This is a genomic window from Trabulsiella guamensis ATCC 49490 (assembly GCF_000734965.1).
GTDB lineage: Bacteria > Pseudomonadota > Gammaproteobacteria > Enterobacterales > Enterobacteriaceae > Trabulsiella > Trabulsiella guamensis.
Genome location: NZ_JMTB01000029.1, coordinates 1 through 21,971 on the forward strand (window position 1 = coordinate 1; position 21,971 = coordinate 21,971).

Annotated in this window: 19 protein-coding genes; 14 read left to right on the forward strand and 5 right to left on the reverse strand. The window is 52.9% G+C overall.

Going from position 1 to position 21,971, the window contains the following annotated elements; translation table 11 throughout:
• On the reverse strand, positions 1-662 hold a 662-nt coding region (locus GTGU_RS02795; protein WP_038154095.1), incomplete at its 3' end, for a LysR family transcriptional regulator.
• A gap of 103 nt (positions 663-765) precedes the next feature.
• Here GTGU_RS02795 and sad point away from each other — a divergent pair.
• The 7 genes from sad to GTGU_RS02830 all read left to right on the forward strand — a co-directional run bounded on the left by sad (position 766) and on the right by GTGU_RS02830 (position 9,328).
• Complete coding sequence (sad, locus tag GTGU_RS02800; protein ID WP_038154096.1) at positions 766-2,151, forward strand: succinate-semialdehyde dehydrogenase; 1,386 nt, start codon at positions 766-768, stop codon at positions 2,149-2,151.
• 103 nt (positions 2,152-2,254) lie between these two features.
• Positions 2,255-3,844, forward strand: coding sequence for a methyl-accepting chemotaxis protein (locus GTGU_RS02805; RefSeq protein WP_038154097.1), 1,590 nt, complete (start codon positions 2,255-2,257; stop codon positions 3,842-3,844).
• Positions 3,845-3,907: 63 nt separating this feature from the next.
• On the forward strand, positions 3,908-4,834 hold the full coding sequence (gene glsB, locus GTGU_RS02810; RefSeq protein ID WP_038154098.1) for a glutaminase B: 927 nt from the start codon (positions 3,908-3,910) through the stop codon (positions 4,832-4,834).
• 6 nt (positions 4,835-4,840) lie between these two features.
• Positions 4,841-5,200 carry a DUF4186 domain-containing protein gene (locus GTGU_RS02815; RefSeq protein ID WP_038154099.1) on the forward strand — a complete coding sequence of 120 codons (360 nt, stop codon included), beginning with the start codon at positions 4,841-4,843 and terminating at the stop codon, positions 5,198-5,200.
• A 104-nt stretch (positions 5,201-5,304) separates the two neighbouring features.
• On the forward strand, positions 5,305-6,723 hold the full coding sequence (locus GTGU_RS02820) for a GGDEF domain-containing protein (RefSeq protein ID WP_038154100.1): 1,419 nt from the start codon (positions 5,305-5,307) through the stop codon (positions 6,721-6,723).
• An 81-nt stretch (positions 6,724-6,804) separates the two neighbouring features.
• A complete protein-coding gene (locus GTGU_RS02825) occupies positions 6,805-7,788 on the forward strand; it encodes a sensor domain-containing diguanylate cyclase (protein ID WP_038154101.1) in 984 nt (327 codons plus the stop codon).
• 88 nt (positions 7,789-7,876) lie between these two features.
• Positions 7,877-9,328, forward strand: a complete 1,452-nt coding sequence (locus GTGU_RS02830; protein WP_038154102.1) for a tagaturonate reductase — start codon at positions 7,877-7,879, stop codon at positions 9,326-9,328.
• A gap of 100 nt (positions 9,329-9,428) precedes the next feature.
• On the opposite strand, the gene GTGU_RS02835 is transcribed toward GTGU_RS02830, so the two are convergent.
• The gene (locus GTGU_RS02835; RefSeq protein WP_038154103.1) at positions 9,429-9,803 is read right to left on the reverse strand and encodes a VOC family protein; all 375 of its coding nucleotides are present in this window, start codon (positions 9,801-9,803) and stop codon (positions 9,429-9,431) included.
• Between the two features lie 392 nt (positions 9,804-10,195).
• On the opposite strand from GTGU_RS02835, the gene GTGU_RS02840 reads away from it, so the two are divergent.
• The 5 genes from GTGU_RS02840 (at position 10,196) to GTGU_RS02860 (ending at position 16,700) form a co-directional block, all read left to right on the forward strand.
• Positions 10,196-11,818: an ATP-binding protein gene (locus GTGU_RS02840; RefSeq protein ID WP_038154104.1), complete on the forward strand. Its 1,623-nt coding sequence runs from the start codon at positions 10,196-10,198 to the stop codon at positions 11,816-11,818.
• 3 nt (positions 11,819-11,821) lie between these two features.
• Positions 11,822-12,523 carry a response regulator gene (locus tag GTGU_RS02845; protein WP_038154105.1) on the forward strand — a complete coding sequence of 234 codons (702 nt, stop codon included), beginning with the start codon at positions 11,822-11,824 and terminating at the stop codon, positions 12,521-12,523.
• 167 nt (positions 12,524-12,690) lie between these two features.
• Complete coding sequence (locus GTGU_RS02850) at positions 12,691-13,779, forward strand: ABC transporter substrate-binding protein (protein ID WP_038154106.1); 1,089 nt, start codon at positions 12,691-12,693, stop codon at positions 13,777-13,779.
• Between the two features lie 88 nt (positions 13,780-13,867).
• Complete coding sequence (locus GTGU_RS02855) at positions 13,868-15,637, forward strand: ABC transporter permease (protein WP_038154107.1); 1,770 nt, start codon at positions 13,868-13,870, stop codon at positions 15,635-15,637.
• Positions 15,630-16,700 carry an ABC transporter ATP-binding protein gene (locus tag GTGU_RS02860; RefSeq protein ID WP_038154108.1) on the forward strand — a complete coding sequence of 357 codons (1,071 nt, stop codon included), beginning with the start codon at positions 15,630-15,632 and terminating at the stop codon, positions 16,698-16,700. Before GTGU_RS02855 ends, GTGU_RS02860 begins: the two co-directional genes overlap by 8 nt.
• Positions 16,701-16,708: 8 nt before the next feature.
• Here GTGU_RS02860 and GTGU_RS02865 read toward each other — a convergent pair whose 3' ends face one another.
• The gene (locus GTGU_RS02865) at positions 16,709-17,197 is read right to left on the reverse strand and encodes a methyltransferase family protein (protein WP_051857284.1); all 489 of its coding nucleotides are present in this window, start codon (positions 17,195-17,197) and stop codon (positions 16,709-16,711) included.
• A gap of 23 nt (positions 17,198-17,220) precedes the next feature.
• A complete protein-coding gene (locus GTGU_RS02870) occupies positions 17,221-17,811 on the reverse strand; it encodes a TetR/AcrR family transcriptional regulator (protein WP_038154110.1) in 591 nt (196 codons plus the stop codon).
• A gap of 77 nt (positions 17,812-17,888) precedes the next feature.
• On the opposite strand from GTGU_RS02870, the gene bdcA reads away from it, so the two are divergent.
• Positions 17,889-18,602 carry an SDR family oxidoreductase gene (gene bdcA, locus GTGU_RS02875; protein WP_038154111.1) on the forward strand — a complete coding sequence of 238 codons (714 nt, stop codon included), beginning with the start codon at positions 17,889-17,891 and terminating at the stop codon, positions 18,600-18,602.
• Between the two features lie 126 nt (positions 18,603-18,728).
• Entirely contained in the window at positions 18,729-20,093 is a 1,365-nt protein-coding gene (locus tag GTGU_RS02880; protein ID WP_245609579.1) for a cytochrome P450, read from the forward strand.
• A 33-nt stretch (positions 20,094-20,126) separates the two neighbouring features.
• On the opposite strand, the gene mqo is transcribed toward GTGU_RS02880, so the two are convergent.
• Entirely contained in the window at positions 20,127-21,776 is a 1,650-nt protein-coding gene (gene mqo, locus GTGU_RS02885) for a malate dehydrogenase (quinone) (protein WP_051857285.1), read from the reverse strand.
• Between the last annotated feature and the right edge of the window lie 195 nt (positions 21,777-21,971).

Here is a 21,971-nt window from a genome sequence, read left to right on the forward strand (position 1 = left end):
ATGCCGTGGTAAGACTCCATCTCATGGATACGCCCTGGCGAGGCGCGGTCAGCGTGAAACCAGCTCTCAAAATGACGGCGATAGGAGCAGTTGGCGCGAAACGCATAAATACTGGCGCCGTTCACTTCGCTGGCCCGTTTGACCGGCGCATGGCCATGTGGGGTGACAATCATCATCTCTTCACGATAGACCGGAATGCCTTCCAGACCGGGATGCATGACCGGGCCATCGACAAACGCCGCACTCAGCGTACCCTCGGTCACACCGTCAATCATGGTACCGGAAGGGCCGGTCGCCAGATCAAACTGAATTTTGGGGTAGCGCTGGTTATAGCGCGCCAGCGTTTCAGGAATGCGCACCGCCGCCGTGCTTTCCAGTGACCCCAGCGCAAACAGGCCCTGCGGTTCATCGCCCGCGACCACCATTCTGGCTTCATCCACTAACGCGAGGATCTGCTGGCTGTAGCGCAGGAAACTGTGCCCGGCCGGGGAGAGACGCAGCCGCTGGTTCTCACGAATAAACAACTCAACGCCGAGATCGGCCTCCAGTTGACGGATCCGGGTCGTCAGATTAGAAGGCACCCGGTGAACTTTTTGCGCCGCGAGGGTAATGCTGCCTGTCTGGGCGACGGCATTGAACATCTCAAGTTGCGTCAGATCCATAGTATTCTCGATTCGTGAACAAGCTGGTTAATATTATTCATTTTTCATAAACGAAAGAGTAGGCCAGGATGAGAACACAACGCAATCGACTGAGAGAGAAAATATGAGCTCACCTGCAACCCACGCAATTTCCGTCAATCCGGCAACCGGCGAGGTGCTCTCGTCATTGCCGTGGGCCACTGCCGACCAGGTTGACAACGCCATCGCGCAAGCTGACAGCGGCTATCGCCAGTGGCGGCAGAAAACTGTTGCGGAGCGGGCCGATGCGCTGCGTGCGGTCGGTAAGACGCTGCGCGAACATGCCGATGAAATGGCGTTACTGATCACCCGTGAAATGGGGAAACCGATCGCCCAGGCGCGAGGCGAAGTGACGAAATCCGCCAGTCTGTTTGACTGGTATGCCGAACACGGCCCGGCGATGCTGGCAACTGAACCCACAATGGTTGAAAATCAGCAGGCGGTCATTGAATACCGTTCGCTGGGCCCGATTCTGGCGGTGATGCCGTGGAACTTCCCGCTATGGCAGGTGGTGCGCGGCGCGGTACCAATTCTGCTGGCCGGTAACAGCTATTTACTGAAACATGCTCCCAACGTGATGGGTTGCGCGGCGTTAATCGGCGAGATCTTCACAAAAGCCGGGATCCCACAGGGTGTTTTCGGCTGGGTCAATGCCACGAACGACGGTGTCAGCCAGGCGATAAACGATTCGCGCATTGCCGCGGTGACCGTCACCGGCAGCGTACGGGCAGGGAAAGCGATTGGCGCACAGTCCGGCGCGGCGCTGAAAAAATGTGTTCTTGAACTGGGTGGTTCCGATCCGTTTATCGTGCTGAATGATGCTGATCTGGACCTCGCCGTACAGGCCGCCGTTACTGGCCGTTATCAGAACACCGGGCAGGTATGTGCTGCCGCAAAACGTTTTATCATCGAAGCCGGTATTGCCGACGCCTTCACGGAGAAATTTGTCGCCGCGACGGCGAAACTAAAGATGGGCTCTCCCGAAGAGGAGCAGAACTACCTCGGGCCGATGGCTCGTTTTGATCTGCGTGATGAACTGGATCAGCAGGTACAGAAGACGCTCGCCGAAGGCGCTACATTATTGCTGGGTGGCGAGAAAGTGGCCGGGCAGGGTAACTACTACGCACCCACTGTGCTGGGTAACGTCACCCGTGAGATGACCGCATTTCGTCAGGAGATGTTTGGCCCTGTGGCGGCCATTATTATCGCCCGCGATGCTGATCACGCGCTGGAGCTGGCGAACGACAGCGAGTTCGGGCTTTCTGCTACGGTCTTTACCGCCAGTGACCAACAGGCACAGCGTTTTGCCCGCGAGCTGGAGTGTGGTGGCGTCTTTATCAACGGCTACAGCGCCAGCGATGCCCGTGTGGCATTCGGTGGTGTGAAGAAAAGCGGTTTTGGTCGTGAATTGTCGCACTTCGGGTTGCGGGAATTCTGCAACGTACAAACGGTATGGAAAGACCGCCGCTAAGCCATTCCCGGGACGCCATACGGCGTCCTGTCATTTTTCTATCATGGTTCTGTCATTTTCATTCCGTAGACTCGCGCCTGTCTAGTCGTAACAGATGAAAATCATGAACTTAACTCAAACTCTTCGGCGTTTCACACAACGCTTTTTTCCACGGCAGTTCGGCCTGCTGGCAGGGATTTTTTGCATCATTGGTTTATTCTCTGCCTTGCAGATTACCTCCTCATTCCTTCTCACATTTTCCTTAAAAGACGCGCAGCGTAACGAACAGCGTAATCAACAGGCGCATCTCCAGCAGGTGAAGGTTGACGAAGCGCGCGTATCATTGCTGGCGGCGAGCGATCTGCTCAACCGCGCTGGCGTCTATTTTATGCAGGATAAAGAAACCGGCTCGGTGGGAAGCTGGAACAGCCTGATGGATGAGGCGCAGAAAGCGCTGGTGCAGTCGCAAACCGCCTGGCAGGCCTGGCTGGCGCTGAATCCGCCGAAGGACAAGGGCTTGATCAACAGCTATCAAATGTTTTACGGCGCGATCAAGGAGCAGGCGGACGGACTGACGAAGACCCAGTCGATCGATGCCTTTTTTGCCGTGCCCGTGCAGGCGTTTCAGTCTGATTTTAACGACAACTACGCCCGATTCCAGCAGGCCAGCGAAACCCAGGCGGAAGCGGGGCGGCAGGCGTTAATGAGTAATCTCTCCTCTCTTCAGACGCTATTTTTGGTGGCCCCGGCATTACTGGTGGTGATTGCCGCGATGGTATGGACAGGTATGTCGCGCTGGGTCATTTCCCCGCTGCGACAGCTGATTACCCATATCAATACGCTGGCGGCAGGGGATCTCTCCCGTCCGCTGCCCACTGTCACCCGTTTTAACCGCGAAATCGATCAACTGAGTCTCAGCATTGGCGACATGCAGCGCGGACTGCAGCAACTGGTAACTCGCGTCAACCAGGCCACCGGTTCGATGATGACGCAGATCGATCACCTGGTGGAAGGTAACGAGAAACTCCTTCAGCAGTCGGTCAAACAGGCGCAGGAGCTGGATGAAGTCACCACCCATATCGCCCGTATGGAATCACACGTTGAAGGCAACACCGGTTATGCGCAGCTTGCCAGCCAGCGGGCGGATGAAGCGCGCCAGGTGGCGGCTGGCGGTGACCGGATGATGGTCACGGTGAATGAATCTATGCAGGCGATTGTTGATCGTTCTGCAGAAATGCGGGGGATCGTGGCGATGATCGACAGCGTTGCCTTCCAGACCAATATTCTGGCGCTTAACGCCGCCATTGAAGCGGCTCATGCAGGCAATCAGGGGCGCGGGTTTGCAGTCGTGGCGAAAGAAGTGGGTTTGCTGGCGCGCAAGAGTAGCCAGTCCACGCAAACCATTCAGGAGCTGATTAACCATTCACTGGACGGTATCGAACAGGGATCGAGAGCGGTAAATCGTCTGGAAGATAACCTGCAAAAAGTCACCGGACTGGTGGGCCATTTGAGTGGTTTACTGAATGAGATCTCACAGGCTACTCTCAGTCAGGGAGACAGTATTCATCAGATGACCCGCCAGTTACACACCCTGAACCTGGTCGCACGGCAGACCGGCGAACTGGTCGACTATGCGACAAAATCATCGGGTAAGTTGCAGGAAAGCTCGCAATTACTGAAGCAGGCCGTCACCCGTTTTCGACTTCCCGCCTGACGTCAGACATGTCGCTCTGGTATACTCGCAGGCCGAATTTGACCTGCGGGCGAGGAGCAGTAAGTGGCTACGGTCATTAATAACACGATGCTGGACGCCATTCTGGCTGACGTCCGGCCACTGATTGGGCGCGGCAAGGTGGCGGATTACATTCCGGCGCTGGCCTGTATTCCGGGAAACAAGCTTGGCATCGCCATCAGCACTGTCGACGGCCAGCATTATTCCGCTGGCGATGCGCACGAACGTTTCTCCATCCAGTCAATTTCTAAAGTGCTCAGCCTGATCGTCGCCATGAACCACTATAAGGAAGAGGAGATCTGGCAGCGGGTCGGGAAAGATCCCTCCGGCCAGCCGTTCAACTCCCTGTTGCAGCTGGAAATGGAGCAGGGCATTCCTCGCAATCCGTTTATCAACGCCGGGGCGCTGGTGGTCTGTGATATGTTACAGGGACGGCTGAGCGCACCAAGACAGCGCATGCTGGAAATTGTCCGCAAACTCAGTGGCAAAACGGATATCAGTTATGACGCCGTGGTTGCCCGATCAGAGCTTGATCACTCTGCCCGCAATGCCGCCATCGCCTGGCTGATGAAATCATTTGGCAATTTTCATCATGACGTGGCGACAGTATTGCAGAACTACTTTCATTACTGTTCACTGAAAATGAGTTGTTCAGAACTGGCACGCACGTTTCTGTTTCTGGCAGACAGGGGCAGGGCACCGCATCTCACTTCACCGGTGATAACACCGTTGCAGACGCGGCAGGTCAATGCCCTGATGGCGACAAGCGGAATGTATCAGAACGCCGGAGAGTTCGCCTGGCGCGTGGGGTTACCAGCCAAATCCGGCGTGGGTGGGGGGATTGTCGCGATTGTGCCGCAGGAGATGGCCATTGCAGTCTGGAGCCCTGAACTGGATGACGCGGGGAATTCACTGGCAGGGATCGCTGCTCTTGAAAAACTAACTCGACAGCTGGGTTACTCGGTTTACTAGTTGATTATGGATCCACTTGATTCTCTCTTTGCCCGCCTGGCGCGCTCGACGTTTCGCGCCCGGTTTCGTCTCGGCCCGAAAGAGCGGCAGTACTGCATTGATAAGGGCCCGGAAGTGATTGACCGTCATGCCGCCGATTTCATCGCCAGCCGTCTGGCGCCCGCCCAGCCGAAGAATGACGGGAAACAAACGCCGATGCGCGGTCATCCGGTGTTTATTGCGCAGCATGCGACAGCCACCTGTTGCCGCGGTTGCCTACAAAAGTGGCATCAGATCCCGCAGGGAACCCCACTCAGCGAAGAACAGCAACAGTATATTGTGGCGGTGATCCATCACTGGCTGGTCATTCAGATGAATTCGCAATAGATAATTTTTTGGAGAAAATATCGTGTAATTTTTTTTCAGGATAATATGATGACTTCACCTGCAACCGTAAACTAATTACGAAAGTAATTACCGGATAAATATACATGCGCTCATTTTCACTGACGTCTTTCACGTTATTTCGTGAAGAACAACCCGTGCGGGATGCGCTGGTAGTATTTATTTTAACAACTCTGTTCTATTTCTTTGGCGCGATGCTGAGAATGGTGCAGGAACTCTCACTGTTCTGGCCGCTGAACGCTGTCATGGCGGGCGTATTCGCCCGTTACGCGTTTCTGAATCGCGGTATCCATTACGCCATCTGTTATGTCGCAATGCTGGTATATGATGCAATAACCACACAATGGGGAATGGCATCGCTGGTTATTAATCTGTCGAATATGGTTTTTATCGTGACAGTGGCTCAGTTGGTATTACGTGATAAAAGACGAATAAATAATATGCCCGGCCCGCTGAGTACCTTGCATTTATTTTATTATTGTCTGCTTGCGGCAATATTATCGTCTTTACTCGGTGCCGTCGGGTCGGTGGGTATTGACCGTCAGGCTTTTCTTCCGTTGTTTGCTGACTGGTTCAGCGAGCAGTTCTCTACCGGTGTGCTGTTTTTGCCATGCATCATGACGATGGCGTGGCCCGCAAACCTGCCCGGTTTTCGTTTGCGCGCACTGATTCCGGTGGTGGCGCTCATCTTTTCGATGGCTGCCGCCTTACTGGTCGGCGGAGCAGGGAGCCTGGCTTTTCCTCTGCCTGCGCTTATCTGGTGCGCTGTGCGTTACCCGTTGCCGTTGACCTGCCTGCTGACGCTGGTGATCGGTTGCGCTGAAATTTTACTTGTAGCGAACAATATTCTTAATCTCTCCGTGTCGGCTCCGCTGGAGACGCCGCAGCTGTTCTCCACGCGTCTTGGCATTGCCGCGCTGGTAATGAGCCCGGTGATGGTTGCCGCCAGTGTTGATGCCATCAGCAAACTTATGAAGCAGGTCGCGTTGCGCGCCGATTTCGATTTTCTGACCCGGGTTTATTCGCGCTCCGGCCTCTATGAAGCGCTGAAAAAAATAGAACATACCGATGACAGTTATCTGACCGTGATGCTGCTGGATCTCGACTATTTCAAAAGCATCAACGACAACTATGGGCATGAGTGCGGCGATTATGTACTGGCTTCCTTCGCGCAACAGGTAAAAGCGTTGGTTGGCGAAAAAGGGCTGGTGGCGCGAATGGGCGGTGAGGAGTTTGCGATCGCCGTGCTTACCGACGATGCCGCCGAAGGCTATGCGCTGGCGGAGAGGATCCGCAGCGCCATTGAAGCGTATCCGTTCCGCTGGCATCAGGACACGCTGCGGCTGACCGTGAGCATAGGCATTGGTACTCGCAGCCCAGGAATTTCTCCCGTATCAGAGACGTTCAATCTGTTGTTGGTGGAAGCGGATGAATATCTTTATCGATCGAAAAAGATGGGGCGCAACCGCACGAGCATCCGGCGCGATGAACCGGTGTTATTTTAATTAACAGGTGACGTTGTCACTTATCAGTGAAATCTAGCGATATTACGCTAAAATTTAATGACTTTCCCTGGAGGATAAGTCATGAAAACGCCAGAAATCCCCAAAAATGAAGCCCAGCGTCTGGCTGCCTTACGTGACTCCGGCTTGCTGGACGCGGGCGATCCACACCGTTTTGACCGGCTTACGCGGCTGGCAAAGCATCTTTTTAATGTTCCGATGGCACTGGTGACGTTGGTGGATGAAACGACGCTGGTGTTCAAATCATCTGAAGGCGTGAGCTGGAAAACCCTGCCGCGCAATATCTCATTCTGCGGGCACGCGATTCTCAGCGAACGGCCGCTGATTGTACCCGATGCCACCACTGACGAACGCTTTAGCGACAATCCGTTGGTGACAGGAAATCCTCACATCCGCTTTTATGCCGGGTATCCGCTGCGTTTGCCTGACGGTGCCATCGTGGGATCGTTCTGCCTGATAGATCATGAAACTCGCGGCTTCGCGCCTGCAGAGCAGGAGATGCTCAAAGACCTGGCGTCAATCGTAGAAGATGATTTTGCAATATTCAGCGTAGCCACCACTGACGATCTGACCGGGTTGCTGAACCGCCGCGGGTTTGAGCATCTGGCAAACTACGCCATTGCGTCATCCAGTCGCCGTGCAGAACCGCTGACGCTCGGCTGGATCGATCTTGATAAGTTCAAGGAGATTAATGACAACTTTGGCCATGATCAGGGCGATGCGGCGCTGCGCGCGCTGGCCGAGCTGATGCGTAAAACCTTCCGCGAATCCGATCTGCTGGTGCGGCATGGCGGAGACGAATTTGCCATTCTGTTTCTGGACACCAATGAAAACGGGGCGTTTATCGCCATGCAACATATGGCTGAAGTGACTGACGCATTCAACGCCACCTCAGGTAAACCCTGGCGTCTGGCGTTTTCGTGGGGGGTAACGGAGTTCGACCATGCCGCATACAGCGATGTGCAAAGCTGGCTCAGGGCGACGGATAAGCGCATGTATGAGATGAAACTCCAGCGCGATATTAATCAATGGAATAATAATATTTGATTCAAAGCAGGGTTCTGTGGTTTATACATCTGATAAGTTATTAGACCAATAATACAGGTTGTATTACCAATAACCGAGGGAACCCATAGTGAAAACGTTAAACCGCCGTGATTTTCCGGGCGCGCAGTACCCTGAGCGCATCATCCAGTTTGGTGAAGGCAACTTCTTACGCGCCTTCATCGACTGGCAGATCGATCTGTTGAATGAACATGCCGGTATGAATTCAGGTGTGGTGGTGGTTCGTCCGATTGCCAGCGATTTCCCGCCATCACTCAGTACGCAGGATGGCCTGTATACCACCATTATTCGCGGCCTGAATGAGAAGGGCGAGGCGGTCAGCGAAGCCCGGCTGATTCGTTCGGTCAATCGTGAAATCAGCGTTTATTCACACTATCAGGCGTTTCTGGAACTGGCGCACAACCCGGAGATGCGTTTCGTCTTCTCTAATACCACCGAGGCCGGCATAAGCTATCACGAAGGGGATAAGTTTGATGATGCGCCAGCAGTGAGTTACCCGGCGAAACTGACCCGTCTGCTATTCGAGCGTTTCAGCCATTTCAATGGTGCGCAGGATAAAGGCTGGGTGATTATTCCATGCGAATTGATTGATTATAATGGTGATGCACTACGCGAACTGGTGCTACGTTATGCACAAGAGTGGGCGCTGCCGCAGACATTTGTGGCGTGGCTCGACAGTGCCAACCATTTTTGCTCAACGCTGGTTGACCGCATTGTGACCGGTTATCCGCGTGATGAAGCGGCCAGCATCGAGGCCGGACTGGGGTATAAAGACAGCTTCCTCGACACGGCGGAACATTTCTACCTGTTTGTGATCCAGGGCCCCAAATCACTGGCCGCTGAACTGCACCTGGATAAATATCCACTGAATGTACTGATCGTTGACGACATCAAGCCGTATAAAGAACGCAAAGTGGCAATCCTTAATGGCGCACATACAGCGCTGGTACCGGTGGCATTCCAGGCCGGGCTGAATACTGTCGGCGAAGCGATGAGTGATGCGGAAATCTGCGCATTTGTAGAAAAAGCAATCTACGAGGAGATTATTCCGGTTCTGGATTTACCGCGTGATGAGCTGGAATCTTTTGCCAGCGCAGTCACCGGGCGTTTCCGCAACCCGTATATCAAGCATCAGTTACTGTCGATTGCCCTGAACGGAATGACCAAATTTCGCACCCGTATTTTGCCGCAGTTGCTGGCAGGGCAGAAAGCAAGCGGCGAACTGCCGGCGCGTTTGACGTTTGCACTGGCTGCGCTGATCGCGTTCTACCGTGGCGAACGTGGCGGTGAAACGTACCCGGTGCAGGACGATGCGGAGTGGATAGAGCGTTACCAGCTGCTGTGGGCGCAGCACCGCGATCGTCAGATCACCACTCGTCAACTGGTCGACAGCGTTCTGTCAGTGACATCTCATTGGGAACAGGATCTCACTGCCGTTTCCGGGCTGGCAGAGCAGGTGACACGCGACCTGGATACTATCCTGACAAAAGGGATGCGCAACGCCGTTCAGCCGCTGTGCTAAGGTAGTTTAATTATTTAAGCGGAGGATATATTGGTATTCTCCGTTTTTTTATTTACTAATTTATCCGCATTACTGTCCTGTCTCATCAGGTTAAAGAAGGTCAGGGCGCAGGTTGATGGCAGACGACCTCAATATTGTGTCCATCGGGATCAATAACGAAAGCAGCGTAATAGTTAGCGTGATAATGCGAACGTAAACCCGGAGCGCCATTATCTTTACCGCCAGCGTCGAGCGCCTGATGGTAAAATGCATCAACTTGCTGACGAGTCTCAGCCACAAAGGCAATATGCAGGTGCGCGGGTTTTTCAGCGGACTGGAACAGACACAGCGATGATTTGTCATCCGTGCTAAGTTCAACACCGTAATCGGGAGTGCCTTCTGAAACCAGTCTGATGCCAAGCGGCTCAAGTGCATTGAGGTAGAAAGTCTTGCTGGCTTCAAAATCGCTAACACCGAACTTAACGTGGTCAAACATAGCATCTCCTGAACGTAATGTGTGAAAGATAGAGTTTAGCAAAAACGATGTTCGATGCTGGTGCAGGATGATTTGCGGTTAGTTTTCATCGATGGAATGATATCCATGGTGAGCAGAACAAAAAAACAGCCAAAATCGACCAGGGCAATCAGGTCCGCAAAACGCTGGATTCCGCCTGACTCTATGTTAGTGCGCATAATGAATATTATGTTAAATGATATGTGAACCTACGGCCACTCCTGGATAACTCTTTACCCCGCCCCTGATTACCACTATTAACGCTCACATCTTTACATCGCGCCAGCTCACAACTTTTTCTTAACAATTAACACCGTCCATTTACACATGCTAGTCTGCACAAATGTTTTTCCTTCTGTCCTGTCACTGGTCATATGAAACGCAGACTCTCTTTTCAGGTAAAACTTTTTCTGGCGCTGGTATTCTTTTCCTGCCTGCTGTTAGCCCTGCTTGGGGTGATCCTGTTTCATTTCATTGACAGACAACTTCATCACGACCTTGGTCAACGCGCCCGCATTCAGGCAAGTCAAATAGCATTGATGCCAGGTCTTGCGGAAAAAGTTGCCGCCAGAGATATCCCTGCTATTGCCCGTCTGATTCAGCCGCTGCGTAACAAAAGTGATGCCAGTTATGTTGTTATCGGCGATACCCTCGAGCAGCATCTGTATCACTCGGAATCACCGGAACGCATTAATTTACCGATGATCGGTGGAGATAATGCGGAAGTCTTAAAAGGGAAAACCATTATTTCCGTTCGTAAAGGCGGAATTGGGGTTTCATTACGCAGCAAAGCACCGATTTTCAATGCACAGCATCAGGTGATCGGGATTGTCTCGGTCGGATATCTGACTTCCTATATTGCCAATATCAATGCCCGTATCCTTTGGCAGTCCGGGCTGTATGGCATCGCCCTTCTGCTGTCGCTGTTTATTTTTTCCTGGCTGTTTACCCGTAACCTTAAAAAACAGATGTTCTGGCTCGAACCGAAAGATATTGCCCGCCTCGTTCTGCAACAAAAAGCACTGCTAGAGGCCATGTATGAAGGCGTATTTGCCGTTAACGATGAAAAACAGCTGATTTTAATTAACCGTGCCGCCAGAGAGTTGCTGGATATTCGTCAGAGTGAGAAAGAGCTCATTGGCAAACCTCTGGAAGATGTTCTGCAAACGTCTCCGGGTTTTTTATCTCAACGCTTTGCGACAAACAATGGCAACCACGATCAGATCGCGGTGCTTAATCAACGGGAAGTGATCGTTAACCGTGTCGCGATTGAGGTCGAGCCCGGCATTGAAAGCGGCTGGGTCTACAGCTTTCGTGACAAAAACGACATTAATACGCTCAGTAGCCAGTTGAGCCAGATCAGACGCTACGCGGATAACTTACGCATCATGCGCCATGAACAGATGAACTGGACTGCAACGCTCGTGGGGCTATTACAGATGAAACACTATGACGAAGCGATCCGCTATATTCAGGTGCAATCGGAGGGTGCGCAAAAAGTGCTCGACTTCGTCTCTGCTCATTTCTCCTCCCCGGCGTTGTGCGGTCTGCTATTAGGGAAATATGTCAGCGCACGAGAGAAAGGGATTGAGTTGCAGTTTGATCCCGCATGTCATCTGACCCGAATGCCCTCTTCAATCACCGAAACAGAACTGATTTCGGTGATTGGTAACTTGCTGGATAACGCTGTCGATGCCACCCTTAACGCCGCAGTCCCGGACGCCGTCGAACTCTATATTTCAGACAGAAACCATGAGCTATTGATAGAAGTGGCCGATCGCGGCTGCGGTGTGGATGACGCCCTGAAACCACACATCTTCAGGCAAGGATTTAGTAGTAAACCTGAAAGTGGTAACGAAATCGTGGGTACAGAGCACGGTATCGGTCTGTTTTTGGTGGCAGGATATATCGATAAGGCTGGCGGCAACATAGAAATCTCCGATAACCTTCCGCAAGGCACTATATTTTCAGCGTTTATTCCATATCGACAGGGCTAAAGCATGACGACGACCCGCGCACTCAGTGTGGTTATTGTTGAGGATGAACCCCACCTCGCAGAGCTACATCGCGAGTATATCGAACAGAATTTTCACCTGCGAATTGTCGGTATTGCGACGTCGATTGAACAGGCGCACAGCCTGATCCGTGAGCATCGACCCCGCCTGATTCTCCTCGACAATTATCTTCCTGATGGTAAGGGCGTGGAGCTTATTGATAGTCCGCTGCTGAAAAGTTTTGAGTGTTCGGTCATCTTTATTACCGCAGCGACCGACATGCAAACCTGTAGCCATGCCATGCGCAGTGGCGCATTCGACTACCTGATCAAGCCGGTATTTTTCCAGCGACTGCACGCTTCGCTGGAACGGTTTATGCGTTTCATTCACACTGTGCAGCAGGTAAAAGTAGTCGATCAGCATGCGCTGGATCGTCTGTTTAACCTGCCGGCTGCGGAATCCCCTCACCCGCCTTCCACAAAGGGAATTGAGCCCAATACCCTGGATCGCATTAAACGATTCTTCGCAGATAACCCCGGGAGCAATATGTCAGTGGAAGACGTTGTGGAGAACGTCGGGATCAGTAAAACGACGGGGCGCCGGTATCTCGAATATTGTGTGGAGAGCGGGTTTGTCAGCATCGAAATGCTGTACGGCAATATTGGTCACCCGAGAAGACTGTATCGCAAAGTGCCAGACAAGTCGTAAACGGCACTGTTCGTTAGCTAACCTTCGTGGATTTAATGGTGTTAATTCCCCAAATTACGCCGACAATCACACTTCGGAACCGGAACCCCTCCTGACCTGTTGCCTGCGCTGCCGCATCCGCTATGTTGACCTTTAGTTCCTCAAATGTAACTAAAAGGTTAATTATAATGTCGAACACATGCCGAATTTCTCTGATTACCGCTGCCGTACTGTTCTCAACGACTGCCATGTCTGCCTTACCGCAGGGTTACCCTGCTGAGTATCAAAAAGTCGTAGATGCTGCGACCAAAGAAGGCAAAGTGGTGATTTATTCTACTACCGACACCAAGGCCGCCGGGCCGCTGATCGAGGGCTTCGAAAAGACCTATCCGGGTATTAAAGTTGAATACAACGACATGAACAGCACCGAGTTGTACAACCGCTTTATCAGTGAACAGGCTTCCGGCGGAGGTAGCGGTGATGTGGTCTGGAGTTCATCGATGGATACCGGGCTGAAACTCGCCACTGACTATGCCATGGAGTATAAATCTCCCGAACAAAACCAGTTGCCGAAATGGGCGGTCTGGAATGATAAGGCTTACGGCACGACCTATGAACCGGTGGTGTTCATCTACAACAAACGGCTGATCCCGGCCGGTGATGTGCCGGATTCACACGCCGCGCTGGCAAAACTTATCGCCAGTCAGACGGACAAATTTAAGAGCAAAGTCACCACCTACGACATCGAAAAATCAGGTCTTGGCTTTATGCTTTCCGTGCAGGACTATAAAGCTGATCCCAATTATTTCAAAACGCTGGCTGACGTCGCTAAAGGCGGCTTAGCCGTGCAGTCGTCTACCGGCACTATGATGGAAAGGGTTTCATCGGGTGAAAACCTGATTGGCTTTAACATCCTGGGTTCCTACGCCGAAGCACGCGCGAAGAACGATCCGTCACTGGGGATCGCCTATCCGAAAGATTACACTCTGGTTTTATCACGCGTCTCTTTCATCAGCCAGCAGGCGCAAAACAGCAACGCTGCTAAGCTGTGGCTGGACTATGTCCTGTCGGAAAAAGGGCAAAGTATCCTGGCAAATCAGGCAGATATTCCCTCCATTCGTAACGATATCGAAGGCAAAAATGATATCGCAGGGCTGACAAACGTCCTCGGTAACGCGCTGAAACCGATCCCGGTTGATGAAAGCCTGCTGGAATATCTGCAACCGAAAAAACGTCTGGATTACATCAAACAGTGGCGGGCTGCCGCCGCCAAATAAGGCGATGCCCTGAGCGCGATGCGTGCCATCGCGCCTCTTTTCACTGACCTGACTTCGTTTTTCCGGGTTTCAACACCAGGGATATTCCATGAATACATTACACAGAAAGTGGCAAAGTCTGCCGCGCGGCGTTGTGGTGTTGATAACCGCGCTGGTTATCTATGTGCCTTTGTCGTTTATCGTAATCCAGAGCTTCTTGTCTGCCCCCTTCTTTTCACCGGCAAAAGCGTGGAGTCTGGAATCATTTGGTTTTATTTTCACCGATCCGGATTTTTATAAGGCGCTGAGAAGCGGTTTTATTCTCGCGTTCGGGCTGGTGATTATCGCCATCCCGCTCGGCGGCGTGCTGGCGTTTCTGATGGTGCGTACCGATTTGCCGGGACGTCGTCTGATTGAGCCGTTGATCCTCGTGCCGATTTTTGTTTCGCCGATGGTGCTTGGGTTTGGCTATGTCGTGGCGGCCGGGCCGGTTGGATTTTTGTCGCTATGGGCGCAATCACTGATCGGTTTTGTCCCGTGGAATATCTATGACATGTCCAGCATCGTGATCATCGCCGGCCTGACGCATGTACCGCATGCCTATCTGTATATCTCCTCGGCGCTGCGCAGCGTGGGCTCGGATGTTGAAGAAGCGGCGCGAACGGCGGGGGCATCCCCCTTACAGGTAATGACCTCGGTCAGTTTGCCGATGGTACGCCCGTCGATCCTGTACGCCATCGTACTGCTGTTCTTCCTCGGGCTGGAAGTGTTTGGTCTGATGCTGGTACTCGGCGATCCTGAAGGTAACATGGTGCTGGCAACCTATCTGTACCAACTCACCAACAAACTCGGCACCCCTTCTTATCACCTGATGGCGGCGGTGGCCGTGGTGCTGATCTGTATCACCATCCCGCTGGTGATGTTGCAGCGTCGACTGATGCGTACCGCCAACCGCTTCGTGACAATGAAAGGCAAGGCCTCACAGGCGCGTGCTTTACCGCTGGGAAAATGGCGCTGGGTGGCAGGTGCGGTGGTGGTGTTCTGGCTGACCATCACCATCGGCGTTCCCCTGCTTGGCGTGGTGCTGCGTGCGTTTATTTCTAACTGGGGCGTAGGCGTTTCCCTCTGGGATCAGCTCTCGCTCAGCACTTTCCGTACTATCTGGGCGCAACCGAACCTGCTACGCGCGATTGTTAACTCGATGTCCATCGGCGTGATTGGCGGAGCGCTGGCGGTCGCGTGCTATTTGTTTGTCGGCATCGCGATGCACCGCAAGCCGGACAACATCACCCGTTTTCTTGATTACAGCGTGCTGGTTCCGCGTGCGGTGCCTGGCCTGCTTGCCGGGCTGGCGTTTCTGTGGGTTTTTCTGTTCCTGCCGATGTGGCTGGATAACTCGTTGAAATCTGGCTGGCTTTCAGGGTTCACCTGGACGGACTGGATGCGCGAAAACCTGATCGTCTGGTTGCGCTCGCTACGCAGCACTATCTTCAGCGTCTGGCTGGCTTACACCGTGGTGTGGATGGCATACGGGCTGAGGCTTATCTCATCAACGCTGTTGCAGGTGGGTCCGGAGCTTGAGGAGGCGGCACGCAGTACCGGCGCCACACGCGGGCAAGTGACCCGTCACGTCACGATCCCCCTGTCCCGCTATGGCCTTATCGGCTCCTGGTTGCTGATGTTCCTGATCTTTGAACGCGAATACTCAACGGGGGTTTATCTGCTCTCACCAGGTACGGAAACCATCGGCTCAATGCTGGTTTCGCTGTGGGCGGCCGGGGCCATTGATATCGTGGCGGCGCTCTCCTTTATTAACATCCTGCTGGTCGTGGTCGGACTGGGCATTGCCCTTCGTTTTGGAGTCAAATTACATGATTGAATTAGCGGTTGAGAATCTGCACTTAACCTACGGTGACAACCCGGTTTTAAAAGGTGTCTCCATGGAGCTGAAGCGTGGCGAAGTTGTCTCCTTACTCGGGCCGTCCGGCAGCGGTAAAACCACCCTGCTGCGCGCCGTCGCCGGGCTGGAAAAACCTACTCAGGGATCGATTGTTATTGGCAAAAACAAAGTCTATGACGGCACACCCCGCAGCGAAATCCCGGCGGAAGAGCGTAATCTGGGTCTGGTTTTTCAGTCCTATGCGCTGTGGCCACACAAAACGGTTTTTGAAAATGTCGCTTATCCGCTAAAACTGCGTAAAGTCGCCACCAAAGAGATCAACCAGCGGGTTCAGGATGTGCTGGAACAACTGGGTCTGGGTCATCTTGGAAAACGTCACCCACACCAACTGTCAGGAGGGCAACAGCAACGCGTGGCCATTGGTCGGGCGCTGGTCTACAACCCGCCGGTGACCCTGCTGGATGAGCCGCTGTCGAACCTGGATGCCAAGCTGCGCGAAGAGGCCCGCGTGTTTCTTCGCGAGCTGATTATCAAGCTTGGGTTATCGGCGCTGATGGTGACGCATGACCAAAATGAAGCGATGTCCATTTCCGACCGCATCCTGCTGCTTAACAACGGCAAAATTGAACAGCAAGGCACGCCACAGGAAATGTATGCCACGCCAAAAACCTTGTTTACCGCAGAATTTATGGGCAGCAATAACCGTCTGCACGGCAAAGTTACTGAACTGCGCGATGGCAAAGCACGAATTGAAGGAAACGGCTGGGTGTTGTGGGGTCAGGCTGCAGAGGGCGTGCAAAGCGGCCAGGACGCCACAGCGGTGATCCGCGTCGAACGGGTGGCGGTGGTGGACGGCCCGGGAGAAAACCAGCTAGCACTACCCTTGCTTACCAGCATGTATCTGGGTGACCGGTGGGAATACCTGTTCCGCCCGTCAGGCGATGATTTTGTTATTCGCGCCTATGGCAACGAGGTGCGCGATCCACAGCTTTGTCACCTCTCGCTGCCGGAAAAACATGTGTGGATTTTCGCGAAAAACTGAGAAGAGACTTATCTCCACAACCAGCGAGGCGTTTTACGGCTGTACGCGTTCCATTGCTGACCAAACAGCCGTGCCATCTCTGTTTCTTCGAACTGAATATGCAATGTGGTAATCAGCATAACCAGCAGCGGCGTGACCAGTAACCCCACGACGCTGCTCAGCCCCGTCGCAGCGCTAAGATGCATCCCGACAAACCCCAGATAGACTGGATTGCGCGAGAATTTGTAGCAACCTTCAATGACCAGCGTTTTGGTTTTATCTGGCTGCAGCGCATTGATCGTCGTATTGCGGGATATCAGTTGCAGCAACCCGGTAATGATAAGACACAGGCTAAGCCCCCCTATCACTGCGGCGGCGCAGGAAGTCAGAGGCAAGGTAATGAAACGGCGCCACTGCATGATAGCTGGCCAACTGGTCAACACATCAAACAGCAGAAACAGGACCAGCAATACCGGTGGCGGGAAAAAAAGCCGGATTCGGGCGCGAAATGTGTTCATGTAGCCTCCCTGCAATCTTTGTATCAGTCCGGAAGCAACTGTTCCAGTACCAGACCGCTCAGGCGCACGGTTTCCTGAAGACGTGCCAGTGAATGCCCTGCCCGCGCTTTGATCGACAGGCCTGCCATAATAGTCGCCATAAAATCAGTTACCCGTGCGGCATCGTCCGGATAACGTCTGGCGATAAAGGCGCGAATTTGATCTTCTGCCGCCTTGTGTAAATCACACGCCGCTTCACGCGCCTGCTGATCGTTACAGTGCGTGCCTTCAAGAACCAGGCAACCGGTCGCAACCGGATCGGCAACATAACGCCGGGCCGCTTCGTTTAACACGCCGATGAGCCCCTGGGCGACCGGACGATCCTCACGCAAAAGCACTTCAAACGGAATGGCACCAGTACAGGTATAACGCGCCAGTACACGTTCATATAACCCGAGTTTGCTGCCGAACGCCGCATAGAAACTGGGCGGGTTAATTCCAAACGCTTTGGTCAAATCTGCCACGCTCAGTGCGTCATAACCTTTTGAATGAAAAAGATGTTGAGCAATTTCTACCGCCTGCTCCGCGTCGAATTTGCGTGGACGTCCCGGGGCGCGGCTATTTTTTGTAGTCATTACTACATAACTCCTTGACAGCCCATTTGACTGCGACATATTGTAATCATCACTACAATATCACAAAGGACACTCTTATGGCTGCTTTTCAAAACAAATCTGTTCTGGTTATCGGTGGTAGTCGCGGTATTGGCGCGGCTATCGTCCGGCGCTTTGCCGACGAAGGCGCGTCGGTTGTTTTCAGCTACGCCGGTTCGCGTGACGCGGCGGAACAACTGGCGAAAGAAACCGGCAGCACCGCTATTCAGGCTGACAGTGCGAATCGCGACGAAGTGATTAAACTGGTGAAGGACGCTGGTGCGCTGGATATTCTGGTCGTTAACTCCGGTATTGCCATTTTTGGTGATGCGCTGGAGCAGGATAGCGATGCCGTTGACCGTTTGTTCCGCATTAATATCCATGCGCCCTATCACGCCTCGGTTGAGGCAGCCCGTCAGATGCCGGATGGCGGTCGCATCATTGTTATTGGTTCCGTGAATGGAGACAGGATGCCCGTTCCGGGCATGGCGTCATACGCTGTCAGTAAATCTGCGCTTCAGGGGTTAGCGCGCGGTTTAGCACGCGATTTTGGCCCGCGAGGGATAACGATCAATATCGTGCAGCCCGGCCCGATCGACACGGATGCCAACCCGGCAGATGGTCCGATGAAGGAACTGATGCACAGTTTTATGGCGATAAAGCGGCACGGCAGACCAGAAGAAGTCGCCGGCATGGTGGCGTGGCTTGCTGGTCCGGAGGCCTCTTTCGTGACCGGGGCGATGCACACTATTGATGGCGCATTTGGCGCATAACGCTCCCTTTCCTTATCAAAGCCATGCTGTGAGAGTGCAGCATGGCTGAGCATCAGAAAATCCTATCGCTAAAGCGTTCATTGTGGGTGTTATGTTTACCGGCAATGCTAATGCGACTGGAGATAAATGATGCGAAAGCTGAGCCAGCTCCCTGCACCACCCGAAAAAGGTTTATTAGGCCATGTGTACTATCTGAAGAAAGAAAATATTCACCGGCAAATGATGGAATGGCAACGCGATTACGGTTCTCTGTATCGTTTGCGCGCCGGGCTGAAAAAAGCGCTCGTCATTGCTGATGTGGATCTCATCCGCGAGATACTCAAAGCCCGACCACATGACTTTCGGCGGATCAGCAATATTGAGGCGGTGTTTGAGGAAGCGGGCATGAATGGTGTCTTCTCCTCCGAAGGCGAAAACTGGAAATTCCGCCGTCGTATTGTCGAGAGCGCACTCCAGCCAGGGCAGCTCGAACGTTTTCACCCGCTCATGCAAAACATCACCACCCGCTTCAGCGAAAGGCTTGATTCATTAATATCGGTGCCGGAGGGGATATTTCTGACAGATGAATTCCGGCGATATACCGCTGATATCACCACCATGCTGGCTTTCGGTAAAGATATGAACCTGACCGGCAGCATCGACAACCCGGTGTCATCAGCCCTGCAGTCAGTATTTCCTGTGCTGCACCGTCGTTGCCGCTCGCCCATTCCTCTCTGGCGACTGTACCGCAGCCCGGAAGACAAAGCGTTTGATGAGGGTCTGGGGCGGATCAAGAACACACTTGCCGCATTGATTGACGAACAGCGGCGGAGCATTACCGCTGGCGACGTCACCACGCCGGAGAATTTTTTGCAGGCCATGGTGTTCCAGCAAATGGAACATCAACGGCTGACCGACAGGGACATTGTGGCCAACGCGTTGACGCTGCTTCTGGCCGGGGAAGACACGACGGCGAATACCCTGGCGTGGACGATGTATCTGCTGAGCCGTCATCCGCAGGCAGAACTCGCGCTGATTCAGGAAATTGATCAGCACAATGATAGCGCGCCATTGCCCTGGCCGTTACCGTCTTTCCCCTGGATGAACGCCATCATCAAAGAATCTATGCGGCTTAAACCAGTGACGCCACAAATTTATCTGGAGCCTGTGCGAGATACCCGTATCGGGGATATTGAGATCCATAAAGGTACGCCACTGTTTCTGGCGTTACATGCAGGCACTCTGGATGAGGCTTATTTTTCCGATGCTCAGGCATTTGAACCTTCACGCTGGATAAAACGCGAAGGGGCTTCGAATGCGTTGTTTCCGTTCGGCGGGGGTGCCCGGATGTGCCCCGGACGTTCTCTGGCGCTGACAGAAATCAAAATGGCGCTGCATGCGATCTACAGTCGTTTTAAGGTCATTCCCCTACAGGATCCGGAAATGGTACAGGAACGGTATGCTTTCACCATGGCACCGCAGAACTTTCGGGCCGCCATTATCAGGCGATAACGCCCCGGCATGTCTGACGGGGTGTTTAACGTTTTACAGCGCCATGTCGTGCTGCGGTGATGCTTCGTGGGGTTCATCGGTGGGTGCGGCTGGCACGGGTTCGCTCATCGCAATCACCGGCGGTTTCACCAGTTGCAGTGTTTCTGCAGTGTCGTTCCAGACTTGTTGCGTCAGCGCCGCGTTGCCGTTCAGTTTCTGCCCAAAGCTCGGTACGATGTCGCGAATTTTGCTCTGCCACTGTGGGGAAGCAAATTGTACCGGGAACATCTGTTTGAGCACGTTGAGGGTGATCGGCGCAGCAGTTGAAGCGCCCGGCGATGCCCCCAGCAATGCGGAGATGGTTTTCTGTTTATCGACCACCACTTCAGTGCCGAGCTTCAGTACGCCGCCCTTCTCTTCATCTTTTCTGATGATCTGAACACGCTGACCGGCCTGGATTAATTTCCAGTCTTCCTGACGAGCCTGCGGATAATACTCCTTCAGCGCCGCAAAACGATCATCATCGCTCAGCATCACCTGGCTGATGAGGTATTTCACCAGATCAAAATTGTCCAGCCCGACGTGCGTCATTGGCATGACGTTGCTGGTTGTGGTGGTACTCAGCAGATCAAAGAAAGAACCATTCTTGAGGAATTTGGTGGAAAACGTAGCGAATGGTCCAAACAGCACCACACGTTTACCGTCGATCACTCGCGCATCAAGATGCGGTACAGACATCGGTGGCGCGCCAACAGAAGCCTGACCATAAACCTTCTCCAGATGCTGTTTGGTGATGGCCGGGTTTTCGGTCATCAGGAAAGAGCCGCCCACCGGGAAGCCAGCATAATTATCGGCTTCGGCGACGCCCGTTTTTTGCAGTAATTTCAGCGCGCCACCACCCGCCCCTATAAAAACATATTTCGCATCAACCGCATGTTCTTTGCCGCTATTGACATCTTTAATCGTTACGTGCCATGAATTATCTGCATTCCGCTTAAATTCGGTCACTTCAGAAGAGGTCTGCAGCGTAAAATTATTGCTTTTTTTCAGGCTGCCAATCAGCTGACGGGTTATTTCCCCATAGTTAACATCGGTACCTGCAGGCGTCCAGGTGGCAGCGACTTTCTGTTGCGGATCGCGGCCTTCCATTACCAGTGGCGCCCACTGTTTAATTTGCGCGTGATCTGTTGAGAATTTCATTCCCTGGAATAACGTTGTTTGTTGCAGCGCGTTATACCGTTTTTGCAGATAATTGACGTTAGCGTCGCCCCAGACAAAGCTCATATGTGGCGTGGAGTTGATAAAGGCACGCGGGTTTTGCAGAACGCCACGTTTTACCTGCGCTGTCCAGAACTGACGGGAAATCATAAATTGTTCATTGATATCAAGCGCCTTGCTGACATCAATCGAACCATCCGCCCGTTGCGGCGTGTAGTTCAGCTCCATATTGGCAGAGTGACCGGTACCGGCGTTATTCCAGCCGTTCGACGATTCCAGCGCAACGCCGTCGAGTTTCTCGACCATCATCTGTTTCCATTCCGGCTGTAATTCCTGCAACCAGGTACCGAGAGAGGCGCTCATAATACCGCCGCCGATCAGCAGGAAATCCGTTTTTGTGGTGGTGTCAGAATTTGCGTAAGCCGCTGAACTGACCAGCATCGCGACGGTAGTCAGTGAGAGAATAGTTTTTTTCATTGCAGGCATTGGAATAATATCGCATAGCAAAAGAGTAATAAGAATAGATATCTTAACGCACTTTTACTTTATTTTAAAATATCATTCACAGTTGCGATAATTCTACTTTTTTTAATTAAAAAAAATCGCATTAATTATTTTGTCTATATTTTCTCTGCCACTCTCCTTTATCACCGTACCGGCACTTTCCCTGCGCAGGATTTC

Excerpts from the sequence above, each read along its gene's own strand:
- GTGU_RS02845 (WP_038154105.1), top strand. The coding sequence starts at position 11,822 with ATGACGACGACCCGCGCACTCAGTGTGGTTATTGTTGAGGATGAACCC.
- GTGU_RS02825 (WP_038154101.1), top strand. The coding sequence starts at position 6,805 with ATGAAAACGCCAGAAATCCCCAAAAATGAAGCCCAGCGTCTGGCTGCC.
- bdcA (WP_038154111.1), top strand. The coding sequence starts at position 17,889 with ATGGCTGCTTTTCAAAACAAATCTGTTCTGGTTATCGGTGGTAGTCGC.
- GTGU_RS02850 (WP_038154106.1), top strand. The coding sequence starts at position 12,691 with ATGTCGAACACATGCCGAATTTCTCTGATTACCGCTGCCGTACTGTTC.
- GTGU_RS02805 (WP_038154097.1), top strand. The coding sequence starts at position 2,255 with ATGAACTTAACTCAAACTCTTCGGCGTTTCACACAACGCTTTTTTCCA.
- GTGU_RS02860 (WP_038154108.1), top strand. The coding sequence starts at position 15,630 with ATGATTGAATTAGCGGTTGAGAATCTGCACTTAACCTACGGTGACAAC.
- GTGU_RS02855 (WP_038154107.1), top strand. The coding sequence starts at position 13,868 with ATGAATACATTACACAGAAAGTGGCAAAGTCTGCCGCGCGGCGTTGTG.
- GTGU_RS02870 (WP_038154110.1), bottom strand. The coding sequence starts at position 17,811 with ATGACTACAAAAAATAGCCGCGCCCCGGGACGTCCACGCAAATTCGAC.
- GTGU_RS02840 (WP_038154104.1), top strand. The coding sequence starts at position 10,196 with ATGAAACGCAGACTCTCTTTTCAGGTAAAACTTTTTCTGGCGCTGGTA.
- GTGU_RS02880 (WP_245609579.1), top strand. The coding sequence starts at position 18,729 with ATGATGCGAAAGCTGAGCCAGCTCCCTGCACCACCCGAAAAAGGTTTA.
- mqo (WP_051857285.1), bottom strand. The coding sequence starts at position 21,776 with ATGCCTGCAATGAAAAAAACTATTCTCTCACTGACTACCGTCGCGATG.
- sad (WP_038154096.1), top strand. The coding sequence starts at position 766 with ATGAGCTCACCTGCAACCCACGCAATTTCCGTCAATCCGGCAACCGGC.
- GTGU_RS02835 (WP_038154103.1), bottom strand. The coding sequence starts at position 9,803 with ATGTTTGACCACGTTAAGTTCGGTGTTAGCGATTTTGAAGCCAGCAAG.
- GTGU_RS02865 (WP_051857284.1), bottom strand. The coding sequence starts at position 17,197 with ATGAACACATTTCGCGCCCGAATCCGGCTTTTTTTCCCGCCACCGGTA.
- GTGU_RS02820 (WP_038154100.1), top strand. The coding sequence starts at position 5,305 with ATGCGCTCATTTTCACTGACGTCTTTCACGTTATTTCGTGAAGAACAA.
- GTGU_RS02815 (WP_038154099.1), top strand. The coding sequence starts at position 4,841 with ATGGATCCACTTGATTCTCTCTTTGCCCGCCTGGCGCGCTCGACGTTT.